We start from the raw sequence: 22,292 nt of genomic DNA, 5'->3' as shown, positions 1-22,292 counted from the left end.
TCCGGAGACCACGATGCCCTTCCATCTCACGATGTCATTGATGACACCGGGCCACTTCCGACAGGCCTGGCGACTGCCGCACGCGGACCCGACGGCATATCTCGACATCGATCATTTCCAGCGGCTGGCCGGGATCGCCGAGGCCGCCGCGATCGATGCGGTGTTCCTCGGCGACGGGCCGGCGTTGCGCGGAGAGATCGAGGAAGCACCGGGCACCGGGATCGATCCGCTGGTCCTGCTCGGCAACCTGGCCGCGGTCACCGAGAACCTCGGTGTCGTCATCACGAGCTCGACGACCTACAACTCTCCCTACAATCTCGCCCGCCGGTTCCAGGCGCTCGACCACGTGACGAAGGGCCGGGCCGCCGTCAACCTCGTCACCACCGGAACACCCCACGCCGCAGCGAATTTCGGACTCAGCGCACATCCGGACAAGGAGACGCGATATCGCCGGGCCGCCGAATTCCTCGAAGTCGTCACCGGGCTGTGGGACGGGTGGGAGCCGGAATGGCTGGTCGCCGACAAGTCGACCGGCCGCTATGCGGACCCGGCGAGAATCCACGCCATCGACCACGACGGGGAGTTCTTCTCGGTGGCCGGCCCGCTCCCGGTTCCCGCCGGACCCCAAGGACGCCCCATCGTGGTACAGGCCGGTGGCTCAGAGGGCGGACGCGTACTCGCCGGCGAGTACGCCGACATGGTGTTCACGGTCGCGCAGACCACGGCCACCGCGGTCGGGTTCCGCGACGACATCCGCCGGCGCGCCGCCCTGGCGGGACGCCGGCCCGACGACGTCAAGGTCTCCCTCGGAGTGGTCGTCCTGGTCGCCGAAACGCCGGAGCGCGCGCAAGAGCGGGCGGCGGAGCTGTTCGCGACCCTGCCCATCGAGCGGCTGACCCGTGCCCTGCTGGGCAATCTCGGCCTGCCGCCGGATTCCTTCGGTCCCGACGACCCGCTCTCCGCGGCCGACCTGCCGGACACGCTTCCCGCGGCGGCCTTCTCCACCGGGTTCGGCGCGTCGACCCGGGCGCTGATCGCGCAGGGACCCACGACGCCGCGGCGAATCGTGGAGAGCGGGGCTGGTGGTTCGGGGCACCGCCTGCTCGTCGGTTCACCAGAGCAGGTCGCCGACGATCTCGAGGCCTGGTTCGCCGCCGGCGCCGCCGACGGATTCACCATCATGCCGGCCGACACCGCGGTCGACTTCGAGAACTTCGCCACGCTCGTCGTACCGATCCTGCAGGCGCGCAACCTGTTCCAGCAGTCCTATCCGTACCGCACCCTGCGTGAACGGCTCTTCGCCGCACCCGCCGGGCAGGTGACCGATACCCTGGCGTCCGCCCACAGCGCGTAGCCGAGCCCCCGGGTCACCCGACCGGCGTCGAGGTGACCGCGCTGCGATCACGGTGGGCGCAAAGGTGTTCCGCGACGCCCTCGGCGACCATCATCGTGCTGCCGGACAACGGTTTTCGCCGGCGTTCTCCCCGACCACGTCGGCGGCACCGAACCAACCTCATTCTCCGAAAGTGAACGATGTCAGACCTCCGAAGTTCGATCGAGCAGTCCGAGTCCGCACGACGCCGACGATGGCCGTGGGTCGTCGGTGCCCTCGCGGTGGTGATCGCGGTGGTCGTCGGCGTCGTCGTGACCCGGGGCGGATCGGACAACACGGCGTCCGGGGGCGACGGCCGCCCCGTGCGGGGCGGAACCCTGAACTTCGCGCTCATCGACTACCAGCGCAGCCCGGATCCCCAGTGGGGCACCAATTACGCGGAGTCGCTCATCGCCGGCAACATCACCGACAAACTGCTGTGGCAGGACCCGGACACCGGCAAGGTCACACCGTGGCTGGCGCAGTCGTGGACGTACAACCCGCAGCTCACCGAATTCACGTTCACGCTGCGTCCGGGAGTGACCTTCAGCGACGGTCTCCCGTTCGACGCGCAGGCGGTCAAGGCGAACTACGACCAGTACATCAAGGGCGACCCGGCGCTGGGCATCACCCCCAACGGCGCCACCCTGTTCCCCGGCTTCCTCGGCACCGACGTCATCGACAGCCACACCGTGCGACTGCGCTTCGCCCACCCCCTGGCCAGCGCATTGCAGGCGGTGTCGTTCACCGCGAACGCCGGTCCCGGCTTCCTCTCGCCGAACACCTTGCGGCTGAGCGCAACACAGCGGTCGGCCGACGCCACCAAGGTCGTCGGCACCGGACCGTTCGTGTACCAGAGCTGGAAGCCCCAGGTGGAGACGGTGCTGGTGCGCCGCGCCGGCTACGACTGGGCTCCGCCTGCACTCAAACACCAGGGTGAGGCCTACCTCGACAAGATCGTCTTCCGATCCATTCCCGAGGCGAGCGTGCGCACCGGATCTCTGACCTCCGGAGCCATCGATGCGAGTCTCGATATCGGTACCACCGATGAGAAGGCGCTGTCGTCACAAGGTTTCTCGATCACCTCGCGACCGGTGTCGGGAACCGCGATCTTCTTTAACTTCAACTCACAGCTGTTCCCGACCAACGACATCGCCGTCCGCAAGGCGATCCAACTCGGCTGGAACCGGGAATCGCTGAAGAAGACCGTCCTGACGCCGTCGTATTCGGTGGCGACCTCGGTTCTGCTGCCCTCGGTGCCCGGCTACGCCGACTACAGTTCGTCGGTCTTGCGCCATGATCCGCAGGCGGCACAGAAGATCCTCGACGACGCCGGGTGGCATCCGGGACCCGACGGCATCCGGGTCAAGGATGGCAAGCGCCTCGAAGTGAAGCTGCTGGGCATCAACAATCTCGTGGTGAACACACCGGCGTATGAGTCGATCCAGCAGGATCTGAAGAAGATCGGCGTGGACCTGAAGCTCACCGTGGTGCCGATTCCCGACTACACCGCCCAACAGGCGAAGGCCAAGACCGACTGGAACATCGTGGCGGCCAACCGGTCCCGGAACGACCCCTCGGTCCTCAACCTGCAGTACAGCCCCGAACTCGGCGACGGCTCCTACGTGGGCTCCGGGGCACCGGGAATCGACCCGGCCGAGTTGACCAGCACGCTCGGCCGGATCGAGACCACCCTCGACCCGCAGCAGCGGGCCCAATACACCAGGGCCGCACAGGATCTGCTCCTGCAGAAGTATGCGCTGGTGAATCCGGTGTACAACCCCTCGCAGGTGATCGCCCACTCTCCCGGGGTCCACGGCATCCTCTTCGACGCGCAATCCCGCAACACTTTCGTCGGTGCCTGGAAGGGCAGCGGCAACGACACCCGGGCCGGAGGCTGAGTATGACGAGATACATCCTGGAGAAGGTCGGCCGGGCCGTCTTCGTCGCCTGGGCTGCCTTCACCGTCACCTTCATCCTGCTGTTCGTGATCCCCGCCGATCCGGTGGATCTGTTGTTCGACCCGGCGACGATCAACACCGTGCCGCCGGAGGTGAAAGAACAGGTCCGCGACAACTACGGGTTCAATCAGCCGGTGCTGCTGCAGTATCTGTCCCGGTTGGGCCATGCGCTGCGAGGGGACTTCGGGAACTCGGTGCAATCCGGTAAATCGGTGACCACCTCGATCGCCGAGGTGGTTCCGCAGACCTTGGTGCTGGCACTGAGCGCGCTGCTGCTCGCCGTGGTGATCGCATTCGTGATCGCGGTCGTCGCGACCTCCACCCGACACCTATGGCTCCGCGGGCTCATCGAGGCGCTGCCCACCGCCGCGGTGTCGGTCCCGGTCTTCCTCTCGGGCATCCTGCTTCTGCAGGTCTTCGCGTTCCGGCTCGGTTGGTTCCCGGCCTTCGGCGACGACGGATGGCGAAGCCTCGTCCTGCCGCTGGTCTCGCTCGCCATCCCCGTCTCCGGCCCGATCGCGCAACTCCTGGTGCGCAGTTTCGGTACGGAACTCCACGCAGGCTATGTCACCACCAGCCGGGCCAAGGGCGCCGACCGCGCCCACATCCTCTCCCGCGAGGTGTTCCGCAATGCCGCACTGCCCGCGCTGACCATCGCCGGCGTCACCTTCGGCAACCTGATCGCGGGATCGGTCATCACCGAGACGGTGTTCGCGCGGACCGGCGTGGGCCGGCTGACCCAGTCGGCGATCAGCACACTCGACGTTCCGCTCGTCCAGGGCCTGGTCATGTTCGTCGCCGTGTCGTTCGCCGTCATCAACCTCGTGGTCGACCTCGTGTACCCGATCCTCGATCCGCGGCTGCGCACAGCGGTTCCGACGACCGGACGGGGCGTGACGGTATGACCTCTGTCGATCTGCCCGGTGCCCTGCGGTTTCGGGCCGGGGGCCACGTCGCCGCCGCGCGTGTCCGAAGTCGCGCCGGTGATCTGCTCCGCAAACCGGTCCTCGTGCTCGCCTGGATCATCGTCGTGATCGCACTCGGCTGGGCGCTGGTCCCCGACCTGTTCACCCACTACAGTCCCTACGACGGCAATCCGGACGCGAGTTTCCTCGGCCCGAGCGCCGACCACTTGTTCGGGACCGACCGCCTCGGCCGGGACCTCTACGCGCGTACCGTGTTCGGCGCCCGTACGACGATCATGGCGACGCTGCTGGCCGTGGTGATCGCGTTCGGCGCCGGCACGGCGATCGGCCTCGCGGCCGGATTCCGTGGCGGCTGGATCGACACGGCGGTCATGCGCCTGACCGATGTCTCGCTGGCGATCCCGAATCTGCTGCTCGCCATGGTGATGGTCTCGGTGCTCGGCTACTCGACCTACAACATCGCACTGGCCGTGGGTATCTCGTCGATCGCCGCTTTCGCCCGCGTGATGCGCGCCGAGGTGTTGGGCGTCGCGTCGCGCGACTATGTCCGTGCCGCAGCAGGTCTCGGTGTCGGACGGATGGCCATCGTCGTGCGCCACGTCGTGCCGAACTCGATGAATTCGGTTCTCGCGCTCGCCGCCCTCGAGATCGGCACCGCAATCCTCGCCGTCGCCGGACTCGGGTTCCTCGGCTACGGCGCCCCGCCACCCCAACCGGAGTGGGGACTACTGGTTTCCGAGGGACGCGACTACATCTCGCAGTATCCGTGGGTGTCGATCATGCCCGGAATCGCCTTGGCGGTCGTCGTCATCGCGACCCATCGAATCAGTGTGTCGTTCCGGAAAGGACAGGCGGTATGACCCAGACCTCGGCGCCGGCCGAAGAACTCGAGACCACCGAAGCGCCTGCACCCGAAGCACATCCACTCCTGACGATCACCGGGCTCGGCATCGAGTACCAGACCGGCCGTCGGTGGACTCCGGCGGTCCAGGATGTGTCACTGACCGTGGAAGCGGGCGAATTCGTCTCCCTCGTCGGCGAATCGGGGTCGGGCAAGACGTCGGTGGTGCTCGGCGCGCTCGGGCTCTTGCCGGCGAATGCCCGCGTGACACACGGCCGGATCAGCTATTCCGATGTCGACGTGACCGGCTGGACCGATCGTCGAATGGGCTTGGTACGCGGCAACTTTGTCGGCTTCATCCCACAGGATCCGAACACCTCGCTGAATCCGGTCAAGAAGGTCGGGCAACAGGTCGCCGATGCCGTGCGGTTCAACGAGCCGAAGGGCACCCGCAAGGGCAGCGCTCGTCTGCATGGGGCCCGGTGGCGCACCGCGGCTTTGGAGAGTCTGCGCACCGCGGGGCTCGCCGACGCGGAGCGGGTCTATGAGCAGTACCCGCACGAACTCAGCGGCGGGATGAAACAACGCGCATTGATCGCGATCGCGCTGTCGGGCGAACCGAAGATCATCGTCGCCGATGAACCGACGAGCGCCCTCGACGTCACGGTGCAGAAGAAGATTCTGGATCACCTTGCGACGCTGGGGAAAGAGCTGAACCTCGGGGTTCTGCTCGTCACCCACGATCTCGGGGTGGCGGTGGAACGCTCACACCGGATCCTGGTGATGCGCAACGGCGGGATCGTCGACGGCGGAACGCCGTCCGACATCACCGAGCATGCGACCGACGACTACACCCGACGCCTGCTCGCTGCCGCTCCCGGTCGCCACCGCAAGCGGCTCACCCCCACCGTGGTTCGGAAGCAGGCAGGCTCGGTGTCACCGCCGCGGCCGGTACTGGTGGCCGAGAACCTCACGAAGTCCTACCGCGCCCCGGGTCGCGGTCGCGGACACGAACTACGCGCGCTCGACGGCGTCGACCTCACCGTGCTGCGCGGGACGACGCATGCGATCGTCGGCGAGTCCGGCGCCGGTAAGTCGACCCTCGCCGCCATCATCGCCGGGTTCATCGCCCCGGACTCCGGTACCGTCGCGGTCGGCGACGTCGAGGTCACCTCCGCCGGCCGCCGGGAACTGCGGGATCTGCGGCGCAACCTCCAGTTCGTGTTCCAGAATCCGTACACCTCGCTCGACCCGCGGTTCACGGTCGAACGCCTCATCGCCGAACCGTTGGCGGCCTTCGATATCCACGACAGCCGTGCCGAACGGACCGAACGGGTCCACGAGTTGCTCGACGCCGTCGCACTCGACCGCGAATTCGCACGACGGCTGCCGCGGGAGTTGTCCGGAGGCCAGCGGCAGCGCGTGGCGATCGCGCGCGCGCTGGCACTCAATCCCGAGATCGTGGTACTCGACGAGGCGGTCAGCGCACTCGACGTCTCCGTGCAGGCACAGATCCTGCAGTTGCTGATCGACCTCCAGGCCGAGTTCGGCCTCAGCTATGTCTTCGTCACGCACGATCTCGGAGTCGTCCGTCTTCTCGGCGGGGATGTCTCGGTGATGAAGGACGGCGCCGTGGTCGAGCATGGCTCCGTCGAGGAGGTGTTCGACTCACCCGGCGACCCGTACACACGTGAACTGCTCGCCGCGATACCCGCCAATGTCACAGGTGTGACCATCGCAACCCGTCGCCCACCATCATCGACGGGCCCAGCGCACGCACCATGGAGGGCATGACTTCGGCGAATCCCCCTGCCTCCGCACGCCTGAGCCGCGTCGTGGTTCTCCTGTTCGCGGTGACCGCCGGCTCGTCGGCCGGGTGCCTGTACTACCTCCAGCCCCTGCTGCAGGAGGTCGGCAGTGACCTGAAGGTGTCCACCACCGCGGCCGGTCTCATCGTGTCGCTCACCCAGGTGGGATATCTGATCGGGCTGGCGCTGGTGGTGCCGCTGGGCGACTTCCTCGACCGACGGCGCCTGATCTGTGGACTGCTGGTGATCTCATGCGTCGCCTTGGGCATCGCTGCGGCCTCCCCGAACTATGCGGTCCTGATGGTCTTGGTCTTCGCGGTCGGGGTGTCGGCGTCGGCAGCTCAGGTCGTGATCCCGTGGGCCGCGGCCGTCGCCGGCCCGGGTGAACGCGGCGCGGTCGTCGGCACGGTGATGAGCGGTCTGCTCGTGGGCATCTTGTTCTCCCGCGTGCTCGCCGGGCTCATCGCACAGGCCGGCGGATGGCGCACCGTACTCGTCGTCGCTGCGCTGATGCAGGCCGTGATGGCCATCGCCGTGTGGTGGCGCGCCCCGCACACGCCCGCCGAGCGCGCACCGCGTGCCTCCTACCCGCAGGTGCTCGCCTCGATCTGGACCCTGATCCGCTCGGAGAACGTGCTGCGGCATCGCATGCTGCTCGGCGGACTCAACATGGCCGCGTTCTCGGCGATGTGGACCGCGATCGCGTTCCTGCTCGCCGGTGCGCACGGATCGTCCTATCACTACTCCGACGCGGCGATCGGGCTGTTCGGACTCGCCGGGGTGGCCGGGGCGCTGGCCGCACCACGGATCGGCCGGCTCGCCGACCGCGGCTACCTACGGCACACCCAGTACGGCGTCTGGTCGGTGCAGCTGGCGAGTTGGGCTCTGTTGTGGGCGGGTGCACATCAGGTCCTGGTGCTGATCATCGCCCTGCTCGTCTACGACTTCGGCGTGCAGGGTCTGCAGATCGCGAACCAGTCGGCGGTGTATTCACTCAACGACGAGGCGCGGTCGCGCCTGACGACCGCCTACATGGTGGCCTACTTCGCCGGGGGCGTCGTCGGCTCGGCGTTCGGCGGATGGGCGTATCAGACCGGCGGCTGGACCCTGCTCTGCGCGGCCGGTGCGGGCACCGCGGTGCTCGGGATCGGATTGTGGGCCTGGTTTGCCTTCACCGAACGCCTCCACGCCGTCGCGGGGATCGCCGCCGCGGACCGGTTGCGCACGGCCACGCGGGTCGGTGCCTGAGAGTTGTCGCCGACCGGTCAGTGGCCCGCGCGGCGACGCAGCCGACGACGGCGTCGTGCCTCGGATATCGCGGATTTGAGGCCGAGGCCCTGATCCATTCCGGCGAAGCGGTGCTCCGACGCGGTCTCCGGCGCGTCGTCGGCGGTGTCGCGCAAAAACCGATCCGGCAGTGCGAGCTTGTTGATGGTGCGCAGCGTCTTCAGATACTGCATCGACAGTGAGCCCGTGGTGTAGGGCAGGTCGTATTTGTCGCACAGTTCGCGTACCCGCACCGAGATCTCGGCGAGCCGGTTGCTGGGCAGGTCGGGATACAGATGGTGCTCGATCTGATAGCAGAGGTTGCCCGACATCAAGGCCATCGCCGGGCCGGCACGGAAGTTGGCGCTGCCGAGCATCTGACGTAGATACCACTGCCCGGGGGTCTCGTCCTCGAGACTCTCCACCGTGAATTTCTCGGCCCCGTCGGGAAAGTGACCACAGAAGATGACGACGTAGGCCCACACATTGCGCACCAGATTCGCCGTCAGATTCGCCGTGAGCGTGTGCCGGAAATTACGTCCGGTCAGCGCTGGGAACAGCACGTAATCCTTCGCGACCTGCTTGCCGATCTTGCGCAGGAATTCCTTGATCTGCGGGATCGCGACCTCGCGGGGCTTGTCGCCGGCGATGACTTCCTTGAGGGCCAGGTCGTGCAGACCGATCCCCCACTCGAAGGTGGCGGCCAGCATGATGTTGAACAGCGGCTGCAACGCCCGGCGCGGCTCCCACGGCTCGTCGCGGGTCACGCGCAGGATCTTGTAGCCCACGTCATGATCCATGCCGACGATGTTGGTGTACTTGTGATGGATGTAGTTGTGGGAATGCTTCCAGTGCGGCGACGCGCACACCATGTCCCATTCCCACGTGGTCGAATGGACTTCGGGATCGTTCATCCAATCCCATTGCCCGTGCATCACGTTGTGGCCGAGTTCCATGTTCTCGATGATCTTGGCCAGCGAGAGCGCCCCGGTGCCCACAAGCCACAGCGAACGCCGGTGACTGCCGAACAGGGCGACCCGACCGGCCACCTCGAGCAGACGCTGGGCGGCGATGGTCCGGCGCAGGTAACGGACGTCGCGCGGTCCCCGATCGGCCTCGATCTCCCGGCGCAGCGCATCGAGTTCGGCACCGAGCGCCTCTACGTCGGCGTCGGTCAGGTGGGCGTATTCATTGATGTCGGTGATTGCCATCGGTAACCAGTATGCCCCCGTCGCGCGCGGGGGTGCGATGGCGCCTCACGCAGCGCGGCGCTCGATGACCTGGGACGATCGACCCACTTGGGGCCGGCGGCGATCGCGCAGCGCCCGGATCGCCGAAAGCAGCCCCCGACGCCGCCCGGTCGACGGATCGACGATAGCGTGCAGCCGCGTACCGGCGAGCGCGTCGGACTTGAAGCGGCGCTCCGAGGCGGTCTCCGGCGCATCGTCGGCGGTCGCCTTGAGGTATTTGTCCGGCAGCGACAGCTTGGCGATGGTGCGCCACGACTTGGCGTACTGCAGGGCAAAGGAGCCGGTGGTGTAGGGCAGGTCGTACTTCTCGCACAGGGCGCGCACCCGTACCGAGATCTCGGCGAGCCGGTTGCTCGGCAGGTCCGGGAAGATGTGATGCTCGATCTGGTAGGAGAGGTTGCCGCTCAGGAATGCCAGGACCGGGCCGCAGCGAAAGTTGGCGCTGCCCAACATCTGTCGCAGATACCACTGCGCCTGGGTCTCGGAGTCGACATCCTGCTTGGTGAACTTCTCGGCACCGTCGGGGAAATGCCCGCAGAAGATCACCGCATTGCTCCACACATTGCGGATCACGTTGGCGAGCGCATCGGCGGTCGCAGCCTTCCGGAAAGCTGTTGCCGCCGAACGCTTGTCCCCGCCGAGCACCAGCGCCGCGGCGGCCACCAGCGTCGGCTGGACGACGTAGTCCTTGGCGAGCTGTTTGCCGACCTTCGCCCCGACATCGGCGAGGTCGCGGCGGAACTGCTCCTTGGCCTCCGGGGTGCGACGCTTCTTGGCGAGTTCGAGATGCTGTGCGGCAACACCATATTCGAAGAGAAGCGCCAGAATCGTGTTGTAGACGAGGTTGCCGAGATAGAACGGTTGCCACCGCTGATCCCGGGTGACGCGCAGCAGCCCGTAGCCGACGTCGTCGTCCATCCCCAGCACGTTGGTGTACTTGTGGTGGATGTAGTTGTGGGTGTGCTTCCAATGCGCCGAGGGGTCGGTGTTGTCCCACTCCCAGGTCGTCGAGTGCACCTCGGGATCGTTCATCCAGTCCCACTGCCCGTGCATCACGTTGTGCCCGAGTTCCATGTTCTCGACGATCTTCGCCACCCCGAGGGTGCCGGCCCCCGCCCACCAGAGACCGCGGTGGCGCGACCCGGCGATCATCGTGCGGCCGGCGAGTTCGAGCCCGCGCTGAAAACGGATGGTGTTGCGGATGTAGCGCGCATCGCGCTCGCCGCGCACGGCCTCGATGTCGGCGCGGATGGCGTCGAGTTCGGCGCCGAGCGCCTCGACGTCGGAGTCGGACAGGTGGGCGTATTCGGGGATGTCGGTGATCGCCATGCGTTCCTCTCGCCTCGGGCCGCAGCGGAATCGGGTCCCGTACCTACGGCTACGTTTCCGTAACTTACGATAGCGTAGGTTAGCTGAGGGCGCCTGTCCAGTCCGCGTGCGTCAGTCGGCGGCCAGCAGCTCGTAGCCCACGAGGTCCTCGATGTGCCCGTCGGAGCTCGCGGCCAGGGGCTGGGTGCCGAATTCGTTGAATCCGGCGTTGCCGGCCAGTGCGCGGCTGCCCTCGTTGGACGCGGCCGCGAACATGGTGAGTCGCCGGATCCCGAGGACATCGAAGATGTGGCGCACCGCCGCCGGGAACGCCTCACCCAGGACACCGTTACCCCGTGCGGCCGGATGGGTATAGAAACCGATCTCGGCACCGGTCACGTCATCGATCTCGAAGATCGAGATGTCTCCCAGGTACTCGTCGGTCTCCTTGTCGGCGACCACCCAGGTGCAGGTGTCCCCGCATGCGGCGGTCCACCATTTGCGGGTGCGTTCGGCCGCGGCATGTTCGACGGTCAGCGGGTTCGGCCGCTCGAACAGGTACTTGCGTGAGATCGGGTCGTCGAGGGTTTCCCGGATACGCTCGTCGTCCTTCTCCGCCAGCGGCCGCAGACGGAATCGCTTGGTATCGAAAGACGTTGCTCGCCACTGTGTTTTAGGTTCGAAGTCCTCGCCGGCGTGCCACTTGGCACACCAGGCGTCGACGACGCGGCTGTTCATCTCGAGGCACTCGGGCAGCCGGGCGAGCAGAGTGAACCCGGCGGCGTGTGCCACTCGCAGACTCGCCAGATTGCCCTCTGCGGCGTGATAGCGCACCACCTCGACGTCGCGGTGCGCCACCGCGTAGGTGATCGCGAGCACCACCGCGCGGCGTGCGAGTCCCCCACCGCGCCCGTCGGGATGGAGCACGAAGCCCACCTCGACGATCCGCCCCGGCCCCTGCAGCTCGACGCTGCCCACGAACCTGCCCTCGTACTCGATCGCCCACGTCATCGCACTGCCGTCATCCCACCCGCGCCGCGCGTCGTCGATGAACCGTTCGGCGTCGGATCGGCCGTAGGGCGAGGGCATACGCGCCCAGCGCATCGTCAGTGGGTCGGTGGCGTACTCGATCACGCGGTCGATGTCGTCACCTCGGTGTGCCCGCAGGGTGACCACCCCGTCGGAGCGCACCGGAACCTCGGTCGCGTCGGACAATCGGGACACTTCGGCTCGCACGCGGATCTCCTCCGTGGTCGAGGGCTGCCGTATCCCGAGCCTAACGGCTATCGGTCGGCGTCGCGATGTCTGCGCGCGACTGTGCCCGCCCGCGAGCGCACCGAACAGCCGATTCAGACGTCCAGCGTGCAGTCCCCGGCCGCCGCGCTGATGCATGTCTGGATGCGTTCGCCTTCGACGTGCTCGGCCCCCGACCGCAGATCACGGACGCACCCGCGGTCCAGTGTCACCACGCAGCTCTGACAGATTCCCATGCGGCAACCGAATGGCATGAGGACCCCGGCCGCCTCGCCGGCCTCGAGCAGCGTGGTCGCGCCGTCGACCTCCTCGGTGCGCCCGGAGCGGCCGAAGGTGACGGTCCCGCCGACGGCACCGACGGCGCCTCGTTCGAGGGCGAAACGTTCGATGTGCAGCAGATCCTCGTGACCGCCCGCGAAGACGCCGCCGACCATGTCGAGGAAGCCGGCGGGCCCACAGGCCCATGTCTGGCGCTGCGCCCAATCCGGGCACAACTCTCGCAACGAGTCCCCGGTCACCTTGCCCTCGGTACGGGTGTACCGGATGTGGAGGTCGACGGCACCGTCGGCAGCCAACGCCGCGAGTTCATCACCGAAGAGCAGATCCGCCGGGGTCGGGGTGCAGTGGATGAGCCGGATGTCGGTGCGCTGCCCACGGTGGGCCATGGTGCGCAGCATCGAGATGATCGGGGTGATGCCGCTGCCCGCGGTCGCGAACAAGATCTTGCGCGGAAGTGGTTCGGGCAGAACGAATTCTCCCCGGGGCGCCGCGAGCCGGACCACCGTACCCGGGCGCAGTCCGCTGACCAGGTGCGAGGAGAGGAACCCCTCGGGCATCGCCTTGACGGTGATGGCGATGGTCTTGTCGTCGCGGGTGCCCCTCGAGCCGGTGAGCAGCGGCACCGAGGTCAGCGAATAGGAACGCCACGTCCAGCGGCCACCGACGAGGACGCCGATGCCGATGTACTGGCCGGGCACGTAGTCGAAGGAGAAGCCCCACCCCGGACGGATGCGGATCGTCGCCGAATCCTCGGTCTCGGCGGTCACCGAGACGATCTTGCCGCGCAGTTCACGGGCCGACCACAGCGGATTGGCCAGGTGCAGATAGTCGTCGGGAAGCAGCGGAGTGGTCACCCGCGCCACCGCGGCGCGCACCCATCGGCCGCCGCGCGAGCGGGTGGCGATCCCCGCCACCGGCTGCTCGAAACGTTCGCGGAAACCCATCGACATCCTCCTCGAACTCGCGGACCGCTCAGTTCTCACATGAGGCCCGCACCCTGACCTACGCAACCGTAGGTTACGGCATCGCGACCCGGTCCCCGCGCTCAGAGAAGTTCGAGCAGGAACGGCAGCTCCTGGGTGGCATACCACCCCAGGTCGAAGTCCTCGACGTCCCCGACAGCCAGTTCGGCGTCCTCGTCACCGAGGTCGGCGGCATCGATGACGACCACCGCGTTGCGCACCGCCGCCTCGGCGTCGGCACCGTCGACGTGGACCGACGCCACCGCCGAGCGCGGAATCGGGCCGGCCACCCGGACGACGGCGTCGTCGAGTTCGGGATGCAGCGTCACCGTCTCGACGTCGGCGGCGACCACCGCACGCCGCGGCGGCAGCTTCGGGGTGTCCCCCGGCCTGGTCTCGGTCTCGTCGGCAGCGAGGTCGGCATCGGCCGCCTGGTCACCTGGCTCCGGCGCCTCACCGGCGAGCAGCCGCAACGCGGCACGTGCGGCTTCACGCATCGCCACCTCGGCGAGTTCCTCGTCGTCGCCGGACCGGAACGATTCCCGCAGCGCGGGGGTCAGCGCGAAACCGGTTCCGCCCACGGGACGGAACTCGCCGGACTCGTCGAGCTCCATCAGCATCGTCAGCGTCGCCGGAAAGTAGACCCTCATCGCTTGCCCCTTCGCACTCACGGGCTCACCCTACTGGCCGGGGTGTCACCGCGACGCGCCGGCAATTCTCTGTTGGCTCAGTCGGCCTCGCGCAGTTCCTCGAAGGACTCGGTGACGTAGTCGGCAAGTGCCGACAGATCCCCGATCACACCGCGATCGGCGGTGAACCCGAAGTGCAGCCGATCCCGGTATTCGACGACACCGATGGCCAAGGCGCGCCCGGCGAGCAGCCCAGGAACCGGATAAAGACTTTCTACCTTGCGCCCCAACACATACCGATCGGCGATCGGAATGGTCGAGATGGACAGCGGGACGTTGTATCCGCGGGTGCCCAACGACCGGAACGCCCACGAACTGAACTCGGCGAAGGGCACCATGCCCAGTTCGGCAAGCAGCGGCCGCGGCCCCAGGGTGACCCGGCGCGAGGACTGCGCGTTTCGATCGGCCAGGCCCGCGACCTGCGCCAGCCGCACAGTGGGGTTGTCCTCCCCCACCGGGAGGTCGGTCACGAACCCCGGGCTGCCCACATCGATCCACGTGACCTCGCGTTCGACCGACGGCGTCACGCCGGAGACACGTGTGGCCAGGGGCACCTCGACGCGCACGGTGTCGGTGATCGCGGCGGCCACGTCGAAGCCCAACAGCCACCGTCGCATGACTCCACTGATGATCGCCAAGACGACGTCGTTGACCGTGCACCCGTGGCGTTCGGCGATCTTGGCGCACTCCCGTCGCGGCACACCGGTCACCGCGACCATCTGCGACGAACTGCCGGAGGCGTTCAACGGACTCGGCGGCGCCGCATCGGTCACATCGGCCAATAGACCACCGATGCGTCGCACCGTCGAGTCGACGACGGTGCGGACTCCGCCGACGACACCGTTGCCGGTGATGACCGAATCGATGAACTCGCCCGGTCGCGACACCGCCTCGGCGAGGGCGCCCACCGCCAACGCCCCCGATCCCGGCGGACGTCCCGGCATCCACAGGTCCGGTTCGTATTCGACGGCCTCGGCGGTCTCGTCGGCGATGATCTGGCTGATCTCGGGGCAGGCGAAGTCGTCGACGACGCAGCGGTGGGTCTTGGTCAGCAACGCGTAGCCGCCATCACCCAGGCCTTCGATCAGATACATCTCCCACAGCGGTCGCGACCTGTCCAACGGCCGCGACATCACCCGCGCGACGAGGTCGGCCAGGTCGCCGAGAGTGCCAGGCCGCGGTAACCCGGAGCGGCGGACGTGAAAGTTGATGTCGAAGTCGGGGTCGTCGGCCCAGACCGGGCGCGCCAGTCCCATCGTCACCGCGCGCACGACCTGCCGGTACCGCGGGGCCAGTTGCAGACGGTTCTCGACGAGCGACACCAGCGACGGATAGTCGAGGGCGCCACCGGCACCCGGCGACGTGGTTCCGGCGCTCGACGCCGCCGGGTCGGCAAAGATCAGCAGCGCCCCGAGATGGCTGGTCGCGCCGGCCGGATCCAGGAAGTAATACATCGCCTCGCGCGGGGACAACCGATTGGCCACGGTGTGATCCTAGTGTTGCAACCTCCCGGCAACCCTTGATCGGCCCGAACGCAGCCGGTTGACTCGGTGAACAACGTTCGAGTCGGTGAACGTTGAGTCGGTGAACGTTGAGTCTGTGAACACAGTGCGGTGCGAGCGGACCCGACGACGGCGACGGGACCACCGGCGCTCGACGAACGGAGCGATTGTCATGCGCGCAGCACGCTACTACGACCGGGGAGATATCCGGATCGAGGACATCGACGAACCCGTGCTCACGCCCGGCAGCGTCGCCATCGACGTGGCGTGGTGCGGCATCTGCGGTACCGATCTCCACGAGTACGCGGACGGACCCATCTTCATCCCACCGTCGGGCCATCCGCAGCCCATCAGCGGCGAGAGTGCTCCGGTCACCCTGGGCCATGAGATGTCCGGTGTGGTGTCGGCAGTGGACGACAGAGTCGACGGTCTCACACCCGGTGATCACGTGGTCGTCGAGCCGTACATCATCGCCGACGGCGTCGACACCGGGCCCGACAGCCACGACTATCACCTGTCGGCGGATATGAACTTCATCGGACTCGGTGGGCGGGGCGGCGGACTCGCCGAGAAGATCGTCGTGGCGCGACGCTGGGTGCACAAGATCTCCAAGGACGTTCCGCTCGATCAGGCGGCGTTGATCGAGCCGCTGTCGGTGGGCTATCACGCGGTGCAGCGCAGCGGCGCGAGTGCCGGAGATGTCGCACTGATCACCGGCGCCGGTCCGATCGGCCTGCTCACCGCCGCGGTGTGCAAGGCGCAGGGCATCACCACCATCGTCAGCGAACCGAGCCGGCTGCGTCGGGAGAAGGCACGCGACACCGGGGTCGCCGACCACACCGTCGACCCCTCGGCGCAGGATGTGACGCAGATCGTCGGCGACCTCACCGACGGACGCGGCGCCGACGTCGGATTCGAATGCACCTCGGTGCAGCCGGCCCTCGACACCCTCTTCGACGCCCTCAAACCCACGGGAGTGCTTGTGGTGGTGTCGATCTGGGGCCATCCCGGCCAACTCGACATGCAGAAGTTGGTGCTCAAGGAAATCGACATGCGCGGCACCATCGCCTACGTCAACAGCCATCCGGCGACGATCCGGCTCGTCGAGGAGGGCAAAGTCGATCTCGCGCCGTTCATCACCGGACGCATCGGGCTCGACGACCTGATCCACCAGGGCTTCGAGACGCTACTGCACCACAACGAGACCGCGGTGAAGATCCTCGTATCCCCCTCGGGCGCCGGCCTCGGCTGAGCATCGGCCGATCTGTCAGCCCAGATCCAAAGATGCCAGGCGCCAACGATATTCGACGCGTACCGGAATGCTCTGGTGACTGCGCGACGCCTGGCGTACCCGGACCGGCACCCGTTCGATGCGTCCGGCGAATGCACGTACCCGTCGTCCGCGTTCGTAACTGCCGAAGATCTCCGCGGTCGTCGAATCGCGCATCTGGATGTGCACGCGCCGGACGTGCGCCGTCTCACCGGGGCCCCGCCCGTCCGGACGCACGAGGTCAGGCCGTAGCAGTGTCTCGACGTGCTGATACAGCTTCGGCGACACCAGCGTCTCGAGGTGGGCCAACGCGCGTCGACGGTCGAGAACCTCGAAGAGTGCCGTGACGGTGCGGATGGCGACACGACGCGCCTCGAGCGTCGCCGCCGGTACCGTCACCGGTGGCTTGCGCCGCACCCGCGGGACGCCTGCGGGCAGGGTCACCACCGCGGTGTCGGTGGATCTGCTGGGCTCGCCGACCGGCTCGTAGACCGGTGCCGGGACGAACCGCAGGTGCTCGGCCGAGATTTCTGGGGCGGCGCAGGCGCCGCTGTCCGGGGCGGTGATCGTTGTGGTCATGGAAGTCGGACGCACCCGTGGGCGCTCCGGTTCCATTTCTACGGCGAAAACTTCTTCCGACGCCTCAGCGACGCTTCTTCTTGGCCTTCGGGGACTTCGGACGCGACGACTTCGCCTGCGTCCGGGCAGCCGCACGCCGCTCACGCCGGGACGCCGACACCGACGCCGGATCCTCGAATTCCTCGGTCTCGCTGTGGACCACCTTGCTGCCGTCCTCGTCCGGACCGGAGAACGTCATCTCCGAATCGTCCGAGGCCCCGACACCGAGGCCGGACGCGCGCAACGCAGGCGGGGCCTGACTCGTCGCGCCGGTGGCGGCACCGGCCAGCGCGGGCGCCGGCTCGCGCAGAGAGGCGGCCGCGGGCGCCGCAACCGGCGGCGCCTCGGTCTGCACCTGCACGTTGAACAGGAACTGCAGGGTCTCTTCCTTCAGGCCCTCGAGCATGCCGGAGAACATGTCGAAGCCCTCGCGCTGATACTCGACCACCGGATCGCGCTGCGCCATCGACCGCAGGTGGATGCCCTCGCGCAGATAGTCCATCTCGTAGAGGTGATCGCGCCACTTGCGGTCGAGCACGCTGAGCAGGATGGTGCGTTCGAGTTGACGCATCGCGCCCTCGCCGGCGACCTCGGTGATCTCGTCTTCGCGCTTCTCATAGGCGGCCTGCGCGTCGGCGACCAGAATCGCCTTGAGCTCATCGGCGGAGATGTCGTCGCGTTCGCCGTACTCGTTCTCGCCGACGACCTCCTTGGGATCGAGATCGATCGGGTAGAGCGCCTTGCATGCCGTCCACAGTTCGTCGAGATCCCAGTCCTCCGCATAGCCATCGGCGGTGGCGCCGTCGACATAGGCGCCGACGACCTCGGCGATCATCTCGAGGATCTGTTCGCGATGATCGGTGCCCTCGAGGATGGTGCGGCGCTCGGCGTAGATGACCTTGCGCTGTTCGTTCATCACCTCGTCGTACTTGAGGACGTTCTTGCGGACCTCGAAGTTCTGCTGCTCGACCTGCGTCTGCGCGCTGCGGATGGCCTTGGTGACCATCTTCGCCTCGATCGGCACGTCATCGGGCAGGTTCACCCGGTTCATGATCGCCTCGAGGGCCGCGCCGTTGAAGCGGCGCATCAGCTCGTCACCGAGCGACAGATAGAACCGCGATTCGCCCGGATCGCCCTGACGACCCGACCGGCCACGAAGCTGGTTGTCGATCCGGCGGGACTCGTGGCGTTCGGTGCCCAGCACGTAGAGGCCACCGGCCTCGCGGACCTGCTCGGCCTCGTCGGCGGCGTTGGTGCGCGCGGTGTCGATGGCCTCGTCCCACGCGGCCTCGTACTCGTCGGGGGTTGACACCGGATCGAGTCCCGCCTTGCGCAGCCGGGTGTCGGCGATGATGTCGGGGTTGCCGCCGAGCACGACGTCGGTACCGCGACCGGCCATGTTGGTGGCCACGGTGACCGCGCCGATCCGGCCTGCCTCGGCCACGATCTGCGCTTCCTGCTCGTGGAACTTGGCGTTCAGCACGGTGTGCGGGATGTCGCGTTTGGCCAGCTGACGCGACAGATACTCCGATCGCTCGACGCTGGTGGTACCGATCAGCACCGGCTGACCGGCCTCATGCCGTTCGGTGATGTCGTCGACGACCGCGGCGAACTTCGCCTCTTCGGTCTTGTAGATGAGATCGGACTCATCCTTGCGGATCATCGGCTTGTTGGTCGGGATCGGCAGCACGCCGAGCTTGTAGATCTGATCGAACTCGGCGGCCTCGGTCTCGGCGGTACCGGTCATCCCGGCGAGCTTGTCGTACATCCGGAAGTAGTTCTGCAGCGTGATCGTGGCCAGCGTCTGGTTCTCGGCCTTGATCTCGACGCCTTCCTTCGCCTCGATGGCCTGGTGCAGGCCTTCGTTGAAGCGGCGTCCGTCGAGTACGCGGCCGGTGAACTCGTCGACGATGAGGACATCACCGTTGCGGACGATGTAGTCCTTGTCGCGGTGGAACAACTCCTTCACCTTGATGGCGTTGTTGAGGTAGCTCACCAGCGGCGAGTTGGCGGCCTCGTAGAGGTTGTCGATACCGAGCTGATCCTCGACGAACTCCACCCCGGCCTCGTGCACGCCGACGGTCTTCTTCTTGATGTCGATCTCGTAGTGCTCGTCACGTTCGAGTTGCGGTGCGATGCGGGCGAATTCGACGTACCACTTACTCGATCCCTCGGTCGGGCCGGAGATGATCAGCGGGGTACGAGCCTCGTCGACCAGGATCGAGTCGACCTCGTCGACGATCGCAAAGGCGTGGCCGCGTTGCACGAGTTCGTCGAGCGAGTGCGCCATGTTGTCGCGCAGATAGTCGAAGCCGAACTCGTTGTTGGTGCCGTAGGTGATGTCGGCGGCGTAGGCGACGCGGCGCTGATCGGGCGACATTCCGGTGAGGATGACCGCGGTCTCGAGCCCGAGGAAGCGGTGCACGCGTCCCATCCACTCGGAGTCGCGCTTGGCGAGGTAGTCGTTGACGGTGACGACGTGGACGCCGTTGCCTGCGATGGCATTGAGGTAGGCGGGCAGCACACAGGTCAGGGTCTTGCCCTCACCGGTCTTCATCTCGGCGATGTTGCCGTAGTGCAGCGCCGCGCCACCCATGATCTGCACATGGAAGTGCTTTTGGTCGAGCACGCGCCAGGCGGCCTCGCGGGCCACCGCGAACGCCTCGGGCAGCAGCTCGTCGAGTGACTCGCCGTCGGCGTGACGTTCTTTGAACTCGTCGGTCTTGGCCTTGAGATCGTCGTCGCCGAGCGCCTCGATCTCATCGGACAATGTCTCGACGTGCGATGCGACGGCATCGAGTCGCTTCACCATCCGGCCCTCGCCGACGCGCAGCAGCTTGTTCAGCACCGTTGATCGAGTCCCTTACTCATGTTGACGTCACCCACCACGGCCTGCGCAGCGCACAGACCGCCCTCCATCGTAGCGAGGACGGCTGAGCATGGTCTGATCGGCTGCGCCGGATATCACCGCGGTCCCGGGGTGGTGCCGCCCGAGCGGGCCGCACCACCCCGGAGACATCGGGGCGTCAGGCGAGCCGGATCAACCCGTAGTCGAAGGCGTGACGTCGATAGACGACCGACGGCCTGTCGGCCTCTTTGTCGTGGAACAGGAAGAAGTCGTGTCCGACGAGTTCCATCTCATAGAGCGCGTCATCGACGGTCATCGGCACGGCCGGATGTTCCTTGACGCGCACGATCTGGCCGGGACTGCGCTCGGCGACTCCGTCGTCCCATTGCCGTTCGGGCGCCCCGTCACGGGACGGGGCCGCATCGACCGACAACTGGTTGTCGCGCAGCGGCGGAGCACCGACCTCGGTGGCCTGCGCCACGGAGAGTGGGCGACGGTTGCCGTAGTGCACCTTGCGGCGATCCTTGACCCGGCGCAGCCGCGACTCGAGCTTGTCCAGCGCGGACTCGAGTGCCGAGTAGAAGTTCTCGGTGCAGGCCTGGGCGCGGACCACCGGCCCCTTGCCCGTCGCGGTGAGTTCCACCAGTTGACATGCCTTGGACTGGCGGCGGTTGCGCTCGTGGTTCAGTTCGACGTCGAAGCGGAAGATGGTGGGGTCGTACCGTTCGAGCCGGGCGAGCTTGTCGCCGGCAAAGACCCGGTAGTGGTCGGGGATTTCGACGTTGCGGCCACTGAACATGACCGTGGCGGTGGGTTCGGCGGGTTCGTCGGGTTCCACCGTGCCCGGTGGTACGACGAACGCGGATCGGTTGTCGATGTCGTCGACGGCGGCGACCTTGGATTCGCGCTGGCCCTTGCGGTGGATCACAGATGACATGAGCTACCTCCTCGGTGGAAAGTGCATCCCTGCCTCGCGATGCCGATATCGGATACGACGACCCACGCGCACTCAAGAGGTTACGAGAAGTGCTGGCGCCCAACAGTTTCGAATGAACGCCTGGTGGCTTCGACCAGTCCGGCAGATATGGGCATGAGGATGGGGAGCAGGAACCGAATCAGTGCCGACCGACGGTCGGCACCCATTTGCAGTGGCCTCACCTCCCGGCGCGGAGCGCCGCTGAGCGGTCCGCGGTGACCAATCAACCTCTTGTACCTCTGACCGTAGTCGGATGTTCGCGCTCCGGCCACGTTTCGCCCGCGGTGCGTCGCGCGAGGCGAGGGAGCAATGGCCGACAACGCCGGTGCTCGCGCACCCTCGCCACCCACGTCATCCACCGATCCACCGCCGTCCACACCCGGGGTGACGCATCACGTGCCACCGCGCCCGCGGCACCGTCGGCGGATGCGACGCTCATCCGATGACGACCGGCCCGGCACGCGCGAACCCGTCACGGTGGTCTGCCTTCGCCTCCGCGGCGACCAGGGTGAGCATCGAGGGCGCTGACCTCGTGCTGCCACGCGTCTGCGGCGGCTGCGGATGTGCGGGTGTCGACTGGTGCGCCGACTGCGCGGCCCGGGTGGCCGACGCCCCCGTCGAGTTGCACCCGCGGGTGGCGCTGCCCGTGCCGGTGTGGTCGGTGGGCCGTTACCGCGGCCCGCTGCGCGCATCGATCATCGCGATGAAGGAACACGGACGCCGTGACCTCGCCACACCGCTGGGCGCGGCCCTGGCCGAGGCGGTGATCACCCTGGCCCGGTGGGGTGAGATGCCCGATGCCACGCGATTGCATCTGGTCCCCGCGCCGACGCGCCGACTCGCGGCGCGGCGACGCGGGGGTGACCCGGTGACCGCGGTGGCGGCGGCCGCGGCCGCACGCATCGGCCCGCGGGCCCGGGTGCAACCGCTGCTCGTCACCTCGATGACCACGCGGGATTCGGCCGGTCTCGGCGCCCGGGATCGGCGCGCCAACCTGCGTGGCAGCATCCGGATGCGCACCGGACGCCGGCTCCCGCGCGGCGCGGTGATCCTCGTCGACGATGTGCTGACCACCGGCGCCACCGCAGCCGAGTCCGTCCGCACCTGCCGAGCGCACGGCGTCGAGATCGGTGCCGTGGTCGTGCTGGCCGGAGCGTGAGTT

17 protein-coding genes are annotated in these 22,292 nt (G+C 67.4%); 8 read left to right on the top strand and 9 right to left on the bottom strand.

The window, feature by feature from the left end:
- The first annotated feature begins 31 nt into the window (after positions 1-31).
- The 6 genes from ACLQ3C_RS08220 (at position 32) to ACLQ3C_RS08195 (ending at position 8,156) form a co-directional block, all read left to right on the top strand.
- Positions 32-1,354: an NtaA/DmoA family FMN-dependent monooxygenase gene (locus tag ACLQ3C_RS08220; RefSeq protein WP_425704558.1), complete on the top strand. Its 1,323-nt coding sequence runs from the start codon at positions 32-34 to the stop codon at positions 1,352-1,354.
- 179 nt (positions 1,355-1,533) lie between these two features.
- Complete coding sequence (locus ACLQ3C_RS08215) at positions 1,534-3,273, top strand: ABC transporter substrate-binding protein (RefSeq protein WP_425704557.1); 1,740 nt, start codon at positions 1,534-1,536, stop codon at positions 3,271-3,273.
- 2 nt (positions 3,274-3,275) lie between these two features.
- A complete protein-coding gene (locus ACLQ3C_RS08210; protein WP_425704556.1) occupies positions 3,276-4,238 on the top strand; it encodes an ABC transporter permease in 963 nt (320 codons plus the stop codon).
- Positions 4,235-5,119: an ABC transporter permease gene (locus tag ACLQ3C_RS08205; protein ID WP_425704555.1), complete on the top strand. Its 885-nt coding sequence runs from the start codon at positions 4,235-4,237 to the stop codon at positions 5,117-5,119. Before ACLQ3C_RS08210 ends, ACLQ3C_RS08205 begins: the two co-directional genes overlap by 4 nt.
- Positions 5,116-6,894: a dipeptide ABC transporter ATP-binding protein gene (locus tag ACLQ3C_RS08200; RefSeq protein ID WP_425704554.1), complete on the top strand. Its 1,779-nt coding sequence runs from the start codon at positions 5,116-5,118 to the stop codon at positions 6,892-6,894. The genes ACLQ3C_RS08205 and ACLQ3C_RS08200 overlap by 4 nt, the downstream gene beginning before the upstream one ends.
- Complete coding sequence (locus ACLQ3C_RS08195; protein WP_425704553.1) at positions 6,891-8,156, top strand: MFS transporter; 1,266 nt, start codon at positions 6,891-6,893, stop codon at positions 8,154-8,156. The genes ACLQ3C_RS08200 and ACLQ3C_RS08195 overlap by 4 nt, the downstream gene beginning before the upstream one ends.
- A 17-nt stretch (positions 8,157-8,173) precedes the next feature.
- Here ACLQ3C_RS08195 and ACLQ3C_RS08190 read toward each other — a convergent pair whose 3' ends face one another.
- From ACLQ3C_RS08190 to ACLQ3C_RS08165, 6 genes are all read right to left on the bottom strand, one after another.
- Positions 8,174-9,385 (bottom strand): fatty acid desaturase family protein, encoded by a 1,212-nt coding sequence (locus tag ACLQ3C_RS08190; protein WP_425704552.1) that lies wholly within the window; start codon positions 9,383-9,385, stop codon positions 8,174-8,176.
- Positions 9,386-9,430: 45 nt separating this feature from the next.
- On the bottom strand, positions 9,431-10,753 hold the full coding sequence (locus tag ACLQ3C_RS08185) for a fatty acid desaturase family protein (protein ID WP_425704551.1): 1,323 nt from the start codon (positions 10,751-10,753) through the stop codon (positions 9,431-9,433).
- Between the two features lie 111 nt (positions 10,754-10,864).
- Entirely contained in the window at positions 10,865-11,968 is a 1,104-nt protein-coding gene (locus ACLQ3C_RS08180; protein WP_425704550.1) for a GNAT family N-acetyltransferase, read from the bottom strand.
- A gap of 113 nt (positions 11,969-12,081) precedes the next feature.
- Positions 12,082-13,209, bottom strand: a complete 1,128-nt coding sequence (locus tag ACLQ3C_RS08175; RefSeq protein WP_425704549.1) for a ferredoxin reductase — start codon at positions 13,207-13,209, stop codon at positions 12,082-12,084.
- Positions 13,210-13,310: 101 nt separating this feature from the next.
- Positions 13,311-13,877 (bottom strand): DUF6912 family protein, encoded by a 567-nt coding sequence (locus ACLQ3C_RS08170; protein ID WP_425704654.1) that lies wholly within the window; start codon positions 13,875-13,877, stop codon positions 13,311-13,313.
- 77 nt (positions 13,878-13,954) lie between these two features.
- Positions 13,955-15,400: a wax ester/triacylglycerol synthase domain-containing protein gene (locus ACLQ3C_RS08165; protein WP_425704548.1), complete on the bottom strand. Its 1,446-nt coding sequence runs from the start codon at positions 15,398-15,400 to the stop codon at positions 13,955-13,957.
- Positions 15,401-15,590: 190 nt separating this feature from the next.
- On the opposite strand from ACLQ3C_RS08165, the gene ACLQ3C_RS08160 reads away from it, so the two are divergent.
- Entirely contained in the window at positions 15,591-16,670 is a 1,080-nt protein-coding gene (locus ACLQ3C_RS08160) for a 2,3-butanediol dehydrogenase (RefSeq protein WP_425704547.1), read from the top strand.
- Positions 16,671-16,685: 15 nt separating this feature from the next.
- Here ACLQ3C_RS08160 and ACLQ3C_RS08155 read toward each other — a convergent pair whose 3' ends face one another.
- The 3 genes from ACLQ3C_RS08155 to hpf all read right to left on the bottom strand — a co-directional run bounded on the left by ACLQ3C_RS08155 (position 16,686) and on the right by hpf (position 21,091).
- Positions 16,686-17,267, bottom strand: a complete 582-nt coding sequence (locus ACLQ3C_RS08155; protein ID WP_425704546.1) for an Rv3235 family protein — start codon at positions 17,265-17,267, stop codon at positions 16,686-16,688.
- A 64-nt stretch (positions 17,268-17,331) separates the two neighbouring features.
- Positions 17,332-20,154, bottom strand: coding sequence for a preprotein translocase subunit SecA (gene secA / locus ACLQ3C_RS08150; protein ID WP_425704545.1), 2,823 nt, complete (start codon positions 20,152-20,154; stop codon positions 17,332-17,334).
- Positions 20,155-20,332: 178 nt separating this feature from the next.
- On the bottom strand, positions 20,333-21,091 hold the full coding sequence (gene hpf / locus ACLQ3C_RS08145; RefSeq protein WP_425704544.1) for a ribosome hibernation-promoting factor, HPF/YfiA family: 759 nt from the start codon (positions 21,089-21,091) through the stop codon (positions 20,333-20,335).
- A gap of 481 nt (positions 21,092-21,572) precedes the next feature.
- On the opposite strand from hpf, the gene ACLQ3C_RS08140 reads away from it, so the two are divergent.
- Positions 21,573-22,289: a ComF family protein gene (locus ACLQ3C_RS08140; protein WP_425704543.1), complete on the top strand. Its 717-nt coding sequence runs from the start codon at positions 21,573-21,575 to the stop codon at positions 22,287-22,289.
- Positions 22,290-22,292 lie beyond the last annotated feature (3 nt).

The organism is Gordonia sp. DT30, assembly GCF_049844915.1.
GTDB lineage: Bacteria > Actinomycetota > Actinomycetes > Mycobacteriales > Mycobacteriaceae > Gordonia.
Note: the sequence above shows the minus strand (reverse complement) of the source record. Positions and strands in the feature narration are given on the sequence as shown.

What these genes read in the sequence shown, in the direction of transcription:
- ACLQ3C_RS08220 (WP_425704558.1), top strand. Translation starts at nt 32, where the DNA reads ATGTCATTGATGACACCGGGCCACTTCCGACAGGCCTGGCGACTGCCG.
- ACLQ3C_RS08215 (WP_425704557.1), top strand. Translation starts at nt 1,534, where the DNA reads ATGTCAGACCTCCGAAGTTCGATCGAGCAGTCCGAGTCCGCACGACGC.
- ACLQ3C_RS08210 (WP_425704556.1), top strand. Translation starts at nt 3,276, where the DNA reads ATGACGAGATACATCCTGGAGAAGGTCGGCCGGGCCGTCTTCGTCGCC.
- ACLQ3C_RS08205 (WP_425704555.1), top strand. Translation starts at nt 4,235, where the DNA reads ATGACCTCTGTCGATCTGCCCGGTGCCCTGCGGTTTCGGGCCGGGGGC.
- ACLQ3C_RS08200 (WP_425704554.1), top strand. Translation starts at nt 5,116, where the DNA reads ATGACCCAGACCTCGGCGCCGGCCGAAGAACTCGAGACCACCGAAGCG.
- ACLQ3C_RS08195 (WP_425704553.1), top strand. Translation starts at nt 6,891, where the DNA reads ATGACTTCGGCGAATCCCCCTGCCTCCGCACGCCTGAGCCGCGTCGTG.
- ACLQ3C_RS08190 (WP_425704552.1), bottom strand. Translation starts at nt 9,385, where the DNA reads ATGGCAATCACCGACATCAATGAATACGCCCACCTGACCGACGCCGAC.
- ACLQ3C_RS08185 (WP_425704551.1), bottom strand. Translation starts at nt 10,753, where the DNA reads ATGGCGATCACCGACATCCCCGAATACGCCCACCTGTCCGACTCCGAC.
- ACLQ3C_RS08175 (WP_425704549.1), bottom strand. Translation starts at nt 13,209, where the DNA reads ATGGGTTTCCGCGAACGTTTCGAGCAGCCGGTGGCGGGGATCGCCACC.
- ACLQ3C_RS08170 (WP_425704654.1), bottom strand. Translation starts at nt 13,877, where the DNA reads ATGAGGGTCTACTTTCCGGCGACGCTGACGATGCTGATGGAGCTCGAC.
- ACLQ3C_RS08160 (WP_425704547.1), top strand. Translation starts at nt 15,591, where the DNA reads ATGCGCGCAGCACGCTACTACGACCGGGGAGATATCCGGATCGAGGAC.
- ACLQ3C_RS08155 (WP_425704546.1), bottom strand. Translation starts at nt 17,267, where the DNA reads ATGACCACAACGATCACCGCCCCGGACAGCGGCGCCTGCGCCGCCCCA.
- hpf (WP_425704544.1), bottom strand. Translation starts at nt 21,091, where the DNA reads ATGTCATCTGTGATCCACCGCAAGGGCCAGCGCGAATCCAAGGTCGCC.
- ACLQ3C_RS08140 (WP_425704543.1), top strand. Translation starts at nt 21,573, where the DNA reads ATGACGACCGGCCCGGCACGCGCGAACCCGTCACGGTGGTCTGCCTTC.